Source organism: Nonomuraea sp. NPDC049421 (genome assembly GCF_040677005.1).
GTDB lineage: Bacteria > Actinomycetota > Actinomycetes > Streptosporangiales > Streptosporangiaceae > Nonomuraea > Nonomuraea salmonea.
Genome location: NZ_JBFAQA010000019.1, coordinates 91,699 through 104,155, shown reverse-complemented (window position 1 = coordinate 104,155; position 12,457 = coordinate 91,699). Strand labels below are relative to the sequence as shown.

The window sequence follows — 12,457 nt, the reverse complement described above, 5'->3', positions numbered from 1 at the left end:
TCTTCTCCCTAGACATCGGATGTCTAGGAGTCTAGAGCCTGGAAGCGGACCGGATCGACCCCCGCGTGGCGACGAACCTGACCGCGCGCCTCCAGCGTACGCAGATGGGCCGCGGCCTCCCCGGCCGCCATGCCCCTCAGGACCGGGGGCAGTTCGTCCCACGGCCGGTTCCACGTCATCATCGCGGCGACCTCCCAGATGGTCAGCGGCTGCGCCTGCCCGGCCAGGAGGGCGCGCAGCCGTTCGAGTTTCTCCTCGTGATGGTGGCGGATCTCGGCGGCGCGCGCCGCAACATCCGAAAATATCCACTCATGGGCGGGGAGAGCGTCGAGCGGGCCACTGGCCGCCGAGAGGTCGCCGATCCGGTCCAGCGAGTTCAGGAAGTCGCTGAGCGGATCGACGTCGTCGCGATCGTACGGATAGATCCCCACGTGCGGGGTGATGTCGGGCAGGACGTGATCACCGGTGAACAGCCGGTCCGCGTCCTCCAGATGCAGGCAGATGTGTCCCGGTGTGTGGCCAGGCGTGTGGAACGCCCGCAGCTTGCGGCCCGGCAAGTCCACCAGGTCGCCGTCACGCAGCTCGCGGTCGGGCAGGGCGGGCGGCGCGGGCCTGGTGCCCATGACCTGCCTGGCCTCGCCCGGGTCGGCTCCCGCGCGGCGCAGCATGTCGCCCTGGAAGTCGTCGTGCTCGCCGGCCGCGTACTCGGTCATGAGCCTGACCAGCGCGGCGTCGTCCTCGTGCATGGCGATCCAGCCGCCGGACGCCTCGCGCACCTGCCCGGCGAGCCCGGCGTGGTCGGGATGGAAATGGGTGACGACCACCCCGCTCACCGTGCTCACGTCGATGCCGAGCGCGGCCAGGCCGCCGGCGAGCGCGTCCCAGGCGTCGGGGTGGTTCCAGCCGGCGTCGATCAGCACCGGGCCCCTGGGCGACTCGACGGCGTAGACGAGCGTGTAGCCGAGCGGGTTCCCCGGGATCGGCACCGGCACGCTCCACACGCCGCCGCCGAGATCCTGCGGACGCTGCTCAGCGTACGGTCTGCGCCTGGTCTTCATCTGCCCCCGATTCGTGGTGGTTCGTGGGTAAGAGCGCCTGCTGCGGCACTCGGATACCCGTTCAGCCGATTCGTTCCAGAATGGTGGCGGTGGCCAGTGCGCCGCCCGCGCACATCGAGACGAGCGCGGTGCTGGAATCGGAGCGTTCGAGCTCGTGCAGCGCCGTGGTGATGAGCCGGGCGCCCGTCGCGCCCACGGGGTGGCCGAGCGCGATCGCGCCGCCGTTGACGTTGACCCGGTCGAAGTCGGGCTCGTGCACGCTCGCCCACGACAGCACGACAGACGCGAACGCCTCGTTCACCTCGAACCTGTCGATGTCGCCGATCGTCATCCCGGCCGACGCGAGCGCCTTGGCCGTCGCCGCCACCGGCCCGTCGAGGTGGTAGTACGGCTCCGCCCCCACCAGCGCCTGCGCCAGGATGCGGGCCCTGGGCCGCAGGCCGTGCCGCCGCGCCGCCGTCTCGCTCATCACCAGCACGGCCGCCGCGCCGTCGGAGATCTGCGAGGACGTGCCTGCCGTGTGCAGGCCGCCCTCCACCACCGGCTTCAGCGCGGCCAGCCCCTCGACGGTGGTCTCGCGCAGGCCCTGGTCCCGGCGGACGCCGCCCACCGGCACGATCTCCCGCTCGAACCGCCCGTCGGCCCACGCCTTGGCCGCCAGCCGCTGCGAGCGCGCCCCGAACCAGTCGAGCCGCTCACGCGTCAGCCCGCGCCTTTCGGCGATGCGCTCGGCCGCCGTGAACTGGTCGGGCAGGTCGATGGCCCAGTCGTCGGGGCGCGGCCTGGCGGGGCGTACGTTGCTGCCCAGCGGCGCCCGGCTCATGACCTCGACGCCGCAGCCGACGCCGGCCTCGATCACGCCCGCGCCGATCAGCGCCGCCGCCAGGTGCACCGCCTGCTGCGACGAGCCGCACTGGGCGTCGACGGTGGTGACCCCCGTCTGGTAGGGCAGCCCGGCATAGAGCCAGGCGTGCCGCCCGACGTGGCCCCCCTGCTCGCCCGCCTGCGTCACGCAGCCGGCGAACACCTGCTCGACGATCGCCGGGTCGATGCCCGCCCGATCGACGAGCCCGTTCAGCGCCGTGGCCAGAACCTGTTGCGGTTTCAGCTCCGCCAGCCAGCCGGCTCGTTTGCCGATCGGTGTGCGTACGGCCTCGACGATCACGGGTGTGCCCACAGCCGCCTCCAGAATTAAGCTCTGGCGCGACTGTAACTGGTTCTACTTCGTTGCGGAACCCTCCCACTTCGGCGGCAGGCCGAAGGTCTCGAACAGCTGCTCCTCGAAGAACATGCCGACGTGGCTGACCCGGTCGCCCGACAAGGTGAGCACCATGATGGCGAACCGGCCGTAGACGCCGTCCTTGCGGTGATAGACCGCGAACGCCGGCTGGCCGTTCGCCGCGACCGGGACCAGCCGCAGATCACCCGCGCGCTCCGCCGGGCACTGCGTCCTGGTGAGCTCGGCGATCGACTCGGGACCTTGGTACCAGCCGGTGAACGGCGGCATCTCCCACACCGCGTCCTCGGTGAACAGGTGGACCAGGCCGTCGACGTCGTAGTTCTCGAACGCGGCGACGTAGCGGTCGAGCAGGTCGCGCTGCTCGGACGTCAGCGGCTCGACCGGGTCGTCGATGCTCGGCGCCACCTCGTCGAGCTGGGCGCGGGCCCGCTGCAGCAGGCTGTTGACCGCCGCCGTCGAGACCCCGACCGCCTCGGCCACCTCGGCGGCCTTCCACTTGAGCACGTCGCGCAGGACCAGCACCGCCCGCTGGCGGGGCGGCAGGTGCTGCAGCGCGGCGATCAGCGCGAGCCTGATGCTCTCGCGCGAGGTCACGATCGCGGCCGGGTCGTCGGCGCCGGCACCCGTCAGGGCGTCGGGCGCGGGCTCCAGCCACGGCACCTCGTCGTCGCGGACGAGCGGCGCGGCGGCCTCTTGGCTGGGAGCGCCGAGCCCGGTCGGCAGGGGGCGCCTGGAACGGCTGTCGAGCGCCGTCAGGCACGTGGTGGTCGCGATGCGGTAGAGCCACGTGCGCAGGGACGAACGCCCCTCGAAGCCCTCGTACGCCTTCCACGCGCGCAGGTAGGTCTCCTGCACGAGATCTTCGGCGTCGTGCACCGAACCCATCATGCGATAGCAGTGCGCGAGCAACTCGCGCCGCATGGGATCAGCCTGGCGGAGGAAGTCCTCACTCGTCGGCTTGTCGGTCATACCCCCCTGTATAGCCCCCGCCACCGACAGAATCCCAAAATCCCCTCCGGAGAAGAAAGAAGAGACCAGACACACCAGCCCGCCCCACCCGACGACGAGAGCGGGGACCGCTCAGGATCACCGACAGCGGGTAAGGGGTGGGCGCCGATGGAGCGGGGTCCTCGACGGCGGGGGAGAACCTCACCCCTTCCCCCGGAAGGACCGGTTGCGCGGCGGCGGGGGAGGGGTGGGCGGGCGATGGCCCGGCCCCGGGTCGTTTTCGATCTGTCAGATGTCCGCGAGGAGGCGGGCGGCGGCCGTTTCGATGCGGCGTTGGATCTCGTCGTACGTGCGGCGGCCGCGCAGCATCTCCAGCAGCTCCTGGACCCAGACGCTGGCCAGGGAGCCGGCGAGGTCGACCTGCTCCTCGGTCGCCTCTTGCAGGGTCAGGCCGTCGGCTGAGACGCGCAGCAGCAGGCCGGTCATGCGGTCGCCGAAGGGGGTCTGAACCTCGGCCATGATCAGGGAGCGGATGAGCGCGTCGGCCAGCTCGGGCTCGCGCATGAGCCCCCTGGTGGCCCGCATCAGCACGTCGACCGCGCGGCTGGCCGGAGTCGCGGCACCCGGCGGGCGCCGCTCGATGCTGCTCTCCAGCAGGTCGATCTCCTCGCCGACGACGGCGACGACGAGGTCCATCTTGGACGGGAAGTAGCGATAGAGCGTGCCAAGCGCCACGCCCGCGCGCTCGGCCACCGTCCGCATCTGCATGGCCTCGACACCGCCGCGTGAGGCCAGCGCCGCCGCGGCCTGGACGATGCGCTTGCGGCGTTGGTGCTGGCTGCGGGTGCGGACGCTGTGCCCGCCCGGGGTGGAACCGTTCTCCATGGTGCCCTCGGAGTCGCTGGGGGGCGCCGCGGGGGTGGCGTGCGTGGAACGCATGAGAACACGTTATCTGATTTCTTCTTGACGCGGCTTGTTACTCGCGGGTCACAAACCGGCCCTATAGGCCCATGTCTCCGGCGTTACACGGATATATCCGGCCTTATGTAGATAGGTGGCCGCTGGACAGACATTAGAATCTGTTCTAGTTTGCGAATCGGCTTACCTAGCGCTTGCTGGAGGAGCGATGACCGCGGACACGCTCGCCTCCCTGCTGACCGCACGCGCCCACGACGACCGCCCCGGGCTCGTGTTCGAGGACAGGGTGTGGACGTGGCGCGAGCACGTCGTCGCCTGTCACGAGGCCGCCGCCCGCCTGTCCGCGCACGGCCCTGGCACGCACGTCGGTGTGTTGAGTGAGAACGTTCCCGACCTGGTCTTCCTCATCGGCGGCGCGGCGCTGGCCGGCCACGTGGTGGTGGCGCTCAACCCCACCCGCCCGGCCCCGGAGCTGATCCGCGACGCCCGCGCCACCGACGTCACCTTGCTCCTGGCCGACACCCCCTTCACGGACCTGGCCACCGAGGTTTCCAGGGAACTGGGGCTGGAGTCCCACCCGCTCGCCATGAACTCGCCTCCGCACGCTTCCTCCGCCGATCAGGAGCGTGCTGACCCGCAGGGGGGCGAGCTGGTGATGCTGATCTTCACCTCGGGGACCTCGGGGCGGCCGCGCGCTGTCCGGGTCACGCAGCGCAAGCTGGCCGTGCCCGGGGTCAGTCTGGCGGCCATGCTCGGCCCCGACGACGCCGTCTACTGCTCGATGCCGCTGTTCCACTCGGGGGCGCTCATGGCCGCGTACGCCCCGGCCGTCGCGTCGGGGGCCCGGCTGGTGTTGCGGCGACGCTTCTCGGCGACGGGGCTGCTGACCGACATCAGACGGTACGGCGCCACGTACCTCCACTACGTCGGCAAGGCGCTCTCCTATGTGCTCGCCACCGAGGAGCGCCCCGACGACGCCGACAACCCGTTGCGGATCGCGTTCGGCAACGAGGGCAGCGCGGTGGCGACCAGGCGGTTCGGGGAGCGGTTCGGGTGCCGGGTGATCGACGCGTTCGGGTCGACGGAGACGGCCATCTCGCTCACTCCCGACCCCACGGGCCCGCCGGACTCCCTCGGCCGGCTCCCTGACGGCGTCCACATCCTCGACCCGTTCACCGGCCGCCCCTGCCCGCCCGCCAGGATCGAGGACGGCCGCCTGCTCAACGCGGAGGAAGCGGTCGGCGAGCTGGTGAACACGGCAGGGCTGGGGCTGTTCGACGGCTACTACAACGACCCGGAGGCGGACGCGGAACGGGTCAGGGACGGCGCGTTCTGGTCCGGCGACCTGGCCTACGCCGATGCGGAAGGCCACGTCTTCTTCGCGGGACGAGGCACGGAACGGCTGCGCGTGGACGGCGAGAACCTCGCCGTGGCGCCCATCGAGGCGGCGTTACGCGAGTTCGCCGGGGTGGTGGAGGCGGCGGTCTACCCGGTGCCCGACGCGGCGGCCGGCGACCAGGTGATGGCGGCGCTGGTGCTGGAGGGCGGCTTCGACCCGGAGGCGTTCACCGGCTTCCTGGCCGGCCGCGCCGACCTGGGCGTCAAGGCGCTGCCCCGCTACGTCCGCATCGCCCGCGAGCTGCCGCAGACACCCTCGCACAAGGTCGTCAAGCGGCACCTCGCCCGCGAGGCGTGGCGCACCGCCGACCCCGTCTGGTGGCGCACGCGGCACGGCTTCCGTCCGCTCACCGACGCGGACGTGAAGGGCATCGAGGACGACTTCGTACGGCACGGCAGGCGACACCTCTTGGAGACGTAGTGGATTTCAACCTGGACGAAACCCAGCGGGAGCTGAAGCAGCTGGCGGCCGATGTCCTGTCGAGAGAAGGGCCGGAGGAAGGGGACGAGGAGCGGCTGTGGCAGGCCGGGCTGCTCAGCGTGTGCGTGCCCGAGGCGGCGGGCGGCGCGGGGCTCGGCCCGGTGGAGATGGCCGTGGTGCTGCGCGAGGTCGGCGCCCGCGCGGCCCCGGTGCCCGCCCTGCCGGTGCTCGCGGGCCAGCTCCTCTTGGCCCGGCACGCGGCCCCCGACCGGCAGCGGCCGCCCGGCGCCCGGCTCACCCTCGCGCTGCGCGAAGCCGGCGGCCCTCTGGCCGACCCGCCCCGCACCACCGCCCGCGAGGTGAGCGGCGGGTGGGAGGTCAGCGGGCGCAAGACGGGCGTGCCGCACCCGGACGGCGCCGGGGTGCTGGTGACGGCGGACGAGGGGCTGTTCCTGGTGGAGAGCCTGGCGGGCACGCCGGAGCACACCTCGACGGGCGAGCCGGCCGCCACGATCGTGCTGGACGCGACCCCGGCCGAACGCGTGGCAGGGCCCGAGGGGGCGCGGGACGCCGTCCAGGTGTTCATGGCCGCGGTCGCCGCCCAGGCGAGCGGGGTGCTGGCGGGGGCGCTGGAGCTGACCACCGGCTACATCAAGGAGCGCAGGCAGTTCGGGCGGGCGCTGGCCGAGTTCCAGGCCGTGACGATGCAGATCGCCGACGTCTACATCGCGGGGCGGGCGCTCGACGTGGCGATGTGGTCGGCGGCCTGGCGGCTGGCCGAGGGGCTGCCGGCCGAGCAGGACCTGGCGCTGGCGGCGTACCAGGTGGGGGAGGCGGTCAAGGCGCTCTACACCTGCCAGCACCTGCACGGCGGGCTCGGACTCGACGTCACCTACCCGCTGCACCGCTACTTCGCCCAGGCCAAGCACCTGTCGCACCTGCTCGGCGGCGCCGACGCCCAGCTCGACCTGATCGGAGCGCTCGTCTGATGCTCATCGACCTGACCCCCGAGCAGCGCGGGCTCCGCGACGAGCTGCGCGAGTACTTCGGTTCCTGCCTGACCGCCGAAGACCGGGCCAAGATCGCCGACGATCCGTTCGGCGAGGCGTACATGGAGCACTGCCGCCGGCTCGGCAGGGACGGCAAGCTCGGCCTCGGCTGGCCCAAGGAGTACGGCGGAGGCGGCTACGGCCCCCTGGAGCAGCAGATCTTCGCCAACGAGATCGCCCGCGCGGGAGTGCCGTACCCGATCATCACCGTGCAGACGGTGGGCCCCACGCTCATGCAGTACGGCACCCAGGAGCAGAAGGACTTCTTCCTGCCCCGCATCCTGGCCGGCGAGTGCCACTTCGCGATCGGCTACAGCGAGCCAGAGGCGGGCACCGACCTGGCCGCGCTGCGGACGACGGCGGTGCTGGACGGCGACCACTACGTCGTCAACGGCCAGAAGATCTTCACCAGCGGCGCGCACTACGCCCAGTACATCTGGCTCGCCGCCCGTACGAACCCGACGGCCAAGCGGCACAAGGGCATCACGATGATGATCGCCGCCACCGATGACCCCGGCTTCTCGTGGACGCCGATCGTCACCATGGACGGCCGCCACCACACCAACGCCACCTACTACTCCGACGTGCGCGTGCCGGTGGACATGGTGGTGGGCGAGGTGGACCGCGGCTGGGACCTCATCGTCAATCAGCTCAACCACGAGCGGGTCACGCTCGGCCCCGCGGGCAACATCGGGCAGACCTACGACAGGTTCCTCGCCTGGGCGCGGCGCACGGGGCTGGACGCCGAGCCGGGCGTGCGGCGGGCGCTGGCCGCGGTGTGGGCCGCGTTCCGTACGAACGAGCTGCTCAACTGGCAGGTCGCGGCCAACATGGACCTCGGCTGGCTGGGCGCGCCGGACGCGTCCGCGACCAAGATCTACGCCTCCGAGCGCATGCAGGAGGTCGGCAGGATCGTGGGGGACGTGCTGGCGAGGTACGGCGACCCGGCCGACCCCGAGACCGCCGAGCTGATCGAGCGCACCGACCACGCGAGCAAGGGGGCGGTGGTGCTGACGTTCGGCGGCGGGGTGAACGAGGTGCAGCGGGAGCTGATCGCCATGCTCGGCCTGAGCCTGCCGAGGCCGCCCCGATGAGCGGGGTGCTCGGCGAGGAGGAGCTGCACGAGCTGGCCGCCAAGCAGGCGGCGCTCGGCGAGGTACGCGGCACGCCGGCCGACGACCCCGTCAACGTCCCCATGATCCGGCACTGGCTGACCGCCATGGGCGACACGAACCCCGCCTACCTCGACCGCGGCCTGGCCCCGCCCGCCATGGCGCAGGTGTGGACCATGCGCGGGCCGGGCGGCAGGGACCGCTCGCCGGTCGACGACCTCCTGGCCGCGCTCGACCGCGCCGGCTACACGGGCGTGGTGGCGACGAACTGCGAGCAGACCTACCACCGCCACGTACGGGTGGGCGAGCGGCTCACCCCCGCCACCCGGCTGTCGGGGTTCGCCGGGCCGAAGCGCACGGCGCTGGGCACCGGCTACTTCACCACCTGGAACGTCACCTGGTACACCGACGAGGACGAGCCGGTCGCCACGATGATGTTCCGCGTACTCAAGTTCCGCCCCCCGGACAGGGAACAGGCCGAGGAGCGGAAGCCGTACCCGCTGCGGCCGGCCGTGAACGACGACACCGCGTTCTTCTGGGAGGGCGCGAAGCAGGGCGAGCTGCGCATCCAGGCGTGCGCCGAATGCGGCGAGCGGCGCCACCCGCCGGGCCCGCTCTGCCCGCGCTGCCGCTCCGCCAACCGGGGTCACACGGTGGCGAGCGGCGAGGGCGTGCTGTTCAGCTACGTCGTGCACCACCATCCGCCGGTGCCGGGACGGGAGACGCCGTTCGTGGTGGGGGTGGTGGAGCTGCCGGAGGGTGTCCGGGTCGTGGGCGACGTCGTGGGCTGCCCGCCCGAGGACGTGGAGGTCGGGATGCGGTTACGGGTGCGGTTCGACGCGATGGACGCCGAGCTGGTGCTGCCGAGATGGGAGCCCGCATGATCGGGACGACGCTGCCCGAGCTGACGATCGAGCTGACGCCGACCATGGTGATCTCGACGGCGCTGGCCACGATGGACTTCACGCCCGTCCACCACGACACGGCGCTGGCCCGCGCCCAGGGCTCGAAGGACATCTTCCTCAACATCCTGACCACGATGGGCCTGGTGGAGCGGTACGTCACCGACTGGGCGGGCCCCGGCGCGATGATCAAGGCCATCGACGTACGGCTGGGCGTGCCGGCGTACGCGGGGGACCGGCTGACCTTCAGCGGCACGGTCGTCGAGGGCGCGGACGGCGCGACGGCCGTGCGGGTGCGCGGCCGGGTGAGCCTCGGCGACCACGCCACCGCGACCGTCACGTTCATCCAGGGGGAGAGCCAGTGAACACCGCCATCGCGGGCATCGGCGCCACCGAGTTCAGCAAGCGGTCGGGACGTTCCGAGCTGCGCCTGGCCGCCGAGGCCGTGCTGGCGGCGCTGGACGACGCCGGCCTGTCGCCCTCCGACGTGGACGGCCTGGTCACCTTCACCCAGGACAGCAACCAGGAGATCGCCGTGGCCAGGGAGACCGGCATCGGCGAGCTGACCTTCTTCTCCCGCGTCGAGTACGGCGGCGGCGCGGCCTGCGGCACGGTCGCGCACGCGGCCATGGCGGTGGCGACCGGCATGGCGAGCACGGTGGTCTGCTACCGGGCCTTCAACGAGCGTTCAGGGCGCCGGTTCGGGCAGCCCAACTCGGGGCTGAGCGGGCAGCCCACCTCGCAGGGGCTGGAGATGAGCTGGCACGTGCCGTACGGGCTGATGACGCCCGCCGCCTGGGTCGCCATGTTCGCCCGCCGCTACCAGCACGTGTACGGCGCCACCTCCGAGGACTTCGGCCGGGTGGCGGTGGCCATGCGCCGGCACGCCGCCACGAACCCGGCCGCCTGGTTCCACGGGCGGCCGATCACCTTGGCGGAGCACCAGGCGTCCCGGTGGATCGTGGAGCCGCTGCACCTGCTCGACTGCTGCCAGGAGAGCGACGGCGCGGTGGCCCTGGTCGTCACCTCGGCCGAGCGCGCCCGCGACCTGCGCAGGTCACCGGTCCTGATCGCGGCCGCCGCGCAGGGGGCGGGGGCCGAGCAGATGATGATGACCAGCTACTACCGCGATGACATGACCGGACTGCCCGAGATGTCCGTCGTCGGGCGCCAGCTGTGGGCGAAGTCGGGGCTGTCGCCGGCCGACGTCCAGACGGCCATCCTGTACGACCACTTCACCCCGTTCGTGCTGACCCAGCTGGAGGAGCTGGGCTTCTGCGGGCGCGGCGAGGCGGCGGGCTTCGTGCGCGACGAGGGCATCGAGCTGGACGGGCGGCTGCCGGTCAACCCGCATGGAGGGCAGCTCGGGGAGGCGTACATCCACGGCATGAACGGCATCGCCGAGGCCGTCCGCCAGATCAGGGGGACGGCCGCCAACCAGGTGCAGAACGTCGCCAACGTCCTCGTCACCGCCGGGACGGGAGTGCCGACGAGCGGGCTGATCCTGTCCGGCGGCTGACCGCCCCGGCGGCGTCACGGGGCGGTCAGGGGCGGTCAGGGGTTGACGAAGACCGGCATGGAGAAGAAGACGATCATCGCGATCGCCACGCACAGCAGGAAGCCGACCACTTCCCACACCCAGTCGTAGTGGCGGTTCTTGCGGCGGCGCTGCTTCGGCGGGCGCGGGGTCACCTCAGGGCGGCGCTTGGTGACGGGACGGGCGCGTACGGGACGCGGCGCGATCAGCGACGCCTCCTGCCACCCCGCCTCCAGCCCGGTCTCCCGCCCGGTCTCCCGCCCGGTCTCCCGCCCGGTCTCCCGCCCGGTCTCCCGCCCGGTCTCCCGCAGGGCTCCTCGCCTGCTCTCCTGCCCGAATTCCCGAGCGGTCCTGGTCTTCTGGCCGCTGCTCCACGGGGTTTCGCGGGCGGCGGCCGCTTCCGGCTCGGGGGTGGCGGGGCGCTCGGGCAGGCGGTAGACGGGCTCGCTCGAAGGTCTGCCCTCGGCCGGCCTGGCCGGCCTGGCCGGCTTGCCCGGGGCCTTGCCGCCGGTCGCGCGGTGGCCCGGCTTGCCCGTCCCGCCGGACTTCTGGGGCCGGTCGGACGGGCGGGAGCGCGGCTTGAACAGCGGCGCGGCGGGCTCGTGGACCGGCTCGTCCGTCCGAGCCGCCCCTGAAGGCATCTCGGGCAGGCGGCGGAACTCCTCGGGCGTGGGCTGCGGCTCCAGCGACGGCTGGCGCCGGTCGCCCCGCGGCGGCGGCGGGACCGGCCGGGCAGGACCCTGGTGGACGAGGACGTCACCCGTCATGTACGGATCGGGCGCGTCCTTCGGCAGGATCACGTCACCCGTCGCGAACGGGTCGGCCGCGTTGGGCTCGGGCTCGGCCAGGTAGAACGGCCGCTCCGGCTGCCCGCCCGACGTACCGGACCAGGCGAGGACGTCACCGGCGTCGCGCGGATCACGCGCGGACCCGCCGAGCGGACCTCGGCCGGCCCGCGGGTCCTTGAACGCGCGGGTCGAGCCGAGCGGGTCGCGCAGCGGCACACCGGGATCGAGTACGTCGCCCGGCGGCCTGAGCGGATCGCGCAGCTTCGGCATCGGCGCCGTGGTGGCGTCGTGCTCGGGCCGGTGCGACGACGCGGGCGGCGTCAGCAGCTCTGCCGGGAAGATCACCGTGCTGGTGGCCGGGTCGGCGTCGGCCAGCGGTTGCGGCCAGACGGGCGGGCTCGGCCAGCGCGGCTTGGTGAACAGCGGGCCGGGCGCGGCGGGGCGCGAGCCGGCGAAGTGGATGCGCAGCGCACCCGGCGGCTGCGGCCACGGCAGGCGGCCCAGCACGTCGGGCAGCGGCGCGACCCGCAGGGCGCCGTACACGTCGGCGATCGGCTTGGGCAGCCGGACCCCGGTGGAGGCGAGCGCGGTGCCCAATGCCTGCCTGAGCTGGTGTCCCGCTCCGACCGCCAGCTCCTCGGCGGTGTCGGGCGCGACGTCGAGCACCCAGGCCAGCTCGGCCTTGCTGAGCCCGCACACCGCGCACAGCACGAGCACCTCGCGCTGGTGCGGGCGCAGCTCGCGCAGGGAGCGCTCGACGAGCGCGGTGGCCGGGTCGATGAGCGGGTCGACGGTGGGGGGAGAGTAGACGATGTCCCTGCGGTGGATCTCGCGGCGCGCGAACGCGTAGAGCGCGGCACGCGGCGGAGCGGTGGCCGGGACGCCGTTGAGCACGGACGCCAGGACGTCGGACGCCGCGCCGAGATCCCCGAGCTGGTCGGCGCAGTACGCGAACAGCCCGGCGGCGTGGCGGTCGTAGAGCTCTGCGATCAGTTCGGCGCGCTGGCGCTGATCGGTGAGCGGCTGAGACACGTGGCCGGTCCCTTGCTGGATGCGGACGCTGGGGGGTGAGGGGCGCGTCAGGAG

The 12,457-nt window shown here is 72.6% G+C and carries 11 protein-coding genes; 6 read left to right on the top strand and 5 right to left on the bottom strand.

What is annotated here, in order from left to right:
• Nucleotides 1-23 precede the first annotated feature (23 nt).
• The 4 genes from AB0K18_RS29415 to AB0K18_RS29400 all read right to left on the bottom strand — a co-directional run bounded on the left by AB0K18_RS29415 (nt 24) and on the right by AB0K18_RS29400 (nt 4,131).
• Nucleotides 24-1,058, bottom strand: coding sequence for an MBL fold metallo-hydrolase (locus AB0K18_RS29415; RefSeq protein ID WP_364920439.1), 1,035 nt, complete (start codon nt 1,056-1,058; stop codon nt 24-26).
• 61 nt (nt 1,059-1,119) lie between these two features.
• Nucleotides 1,120-2,235, bottom strand: a complete 1,116-nt coding sequence (locus tag AB0K18_RS29410; protein WP_364920437.1) for a steroid 3-ketoacyl-CoA thiolase — start codon at nt 2,233-2,235, stop codon at nt 1,120-1,122.
• Nucleotides 2,236-2,277: 42 nt separating this feature from the next.
• Nucleotides 2,278-3,267 (bottom strand): sigma-70 family RNA polymerase sigma factor, encoded by a 990-nt coding sequence (locus AB0K18_RS29405; protein WP_364920435.1) that lies wholly within the window; start codon nt 3,265-3,267, stop codon nt 2,278-2,280.
• Between the two features lie 267 nt (nt 3,268-3,534).
• Nucleotides 3,535-4,131, bottom strand: coding sequence for a TetR family transcriptional regulator (locus AB0K18_RS29400; protein ID WP_364920666.1), 597 nt, complete (start codon nt 4,129-4,131; stop codon nt 3,535-3,537).
• Nucleotides 4,132-4,372: 241 nt separating this feature from the next.
• Between AB0K18_RS29400 and AB0K18_RS29395 the strand changes: the two genes are divergently transcribed.
• The 6 genes from AB0K18_RS29395 to AB0K18_RS29370 are packed head-to-tail and all read left to right on the top strand — an operon-like array spanning nt 4,373 to nt 10,565.
• The gene (locus AB0K18_RS29395) at nt 4,373-5,983 is read left to right on the top strand and encodes an AMP-binding protein (protein WP_364920432.1); all 1,611 of its coding nucleotides are present in this window, start codon (nt 4,373-4,375) and stop codon (nt 5,981-5,983) included.
• On the top strand, nt 5,983-6,972 hold the full coding sequence (locus tag AB0K18_RS29390; RefSeq protein WP_364920429.1) for an acyl-CoA dehydrogenase family protein: 990 nt from the start codon (nt 5,983-5,985) through the stop codon (nt 6,970-6,972). The genes AB0K18_RS29395 and AB0K18_RS29390 overlap by 1 nt, the downstream gene beginning before the upstream one ends.
• Entirely contained in the window at nt 6,972-8,126 is a 1,155-nt protein-coding gene (locus AB0K18_RS29385) for an acyl-CoA dehydrogenase family protein (protein WP_364920426.1), read from the top strand. Before AB0K18_RS29390 ends, AB0K18_RS29385 begins: the two co-directional genes overlap by 1 nt.
• Entirely contained in the window at nt 8,123-9,028 is a 906-nt protein-coding gene (locus AB0K18_RS29380) for an OB-fold domain-containing protein (protein WP_364920423.1), read from the top strand. The genes AB0K18_RS29385 and AB0K18_RS29380 overlap by 4 nt, the downstream gene beginning before the upstream one ends.
• A complete protein-coding gene (locus tag AB0K18_RS29375; RefSeq protein ID WP_364920420.1) occupies nt 9,025-9,411 on the top strand; it encodes a MaoC/PaaZ C-terminal domain-containing protein in 387 nt (128 codons plus the stop codon). Before AB0K18_RS29380 ends, AB0K18_RS29375 begins: the two co-directional genes overlap by 4 nt.
• Nucleotides 9,408-10,565: a lipid-transfer protein gene (locus AB0K18_RS29370; RefSeq protein ID WP_364920419.1), complete on the top strand. Its 1,158-nt coding sequence runs from the start codon at nt 9,408-9,410 to the stop codon at nt 10,563-10,565. Before AB0K18_RS29375 ends, AB0K18_RS29370 begins: the two co-directional genes overlap by 4 nt.
• 35 nt (nt 10,566-10,600) lie before the next feature.
• On the opposite strand, the gene AB0K18_RS29365 is transcribed toward AB0K18_RS29370, so the two are convergent.
• Nucleotides 10,601-12,403, bottom strand: coding sequence for a hypothetical protein (locus AB0K18_RS29365; protein WP_364920416.1), 1,803 nt, complete (start codon nt 12,401-12,403; stop codon nt 10,601-10,603).
• Nucleotides 12,404-12,457 lie beyond the last annotated feature (54 nt).

Bases quoted from the DNA above. Each gene is read 5' to 3' on its own strand.
- AB0K18_RS29415 (WP_364920439.1), bottom strand. From the start codon at position 1,058: ATGAAGACCAGGCGCAGACCGTACGCTGAGCAGCGTCCGCAGGATCTC.
- AB0K18_RS29405 (WP_364920435.1), bottom strand. From the start codon at position 3,267: ATGACCGACAAGCCGACGAGTGAGGACTTCCTCCGCCAGGCTGATCCC.
- AB0K18_RS29400 (WP_364920666.1), bottom strand. From the start codon at position 4,131: ATGGAGAACGGTTCCACCCCGGGCGGGCACAGCGTCCGCACCCGCAGC.
- AB0K18_RS29395 (WP_364920432.1), top strand. From the start codon at position 4,373: ATGACCGCGGACACGCTCGCCTCCCTGCTGACCGCACGCGCCCACGAC.
- AB0K18_RS29385 (WP_364920426.1), top strand. From the start codon at position 6,972: ATGCTCATCGACCTGACCCCCGAGCAGCGCGGGCTCCGCGACGAGCTG.
- AB0K18_RS29380 (WP_364920423.1), top strand. From the start codon at position 8,123: ATGAGCGGGGTGCTCGGCGAGGAGGAGCTGCACGAGCTGGCCGCCAAG.
- AB0K18_RS29375 (WP_364920420.1), top strand. From the start codon at position 9,025: ATGATCGGGACGACGCTGCCCGAGCTGACGATCGAGCTGACGCCGACC.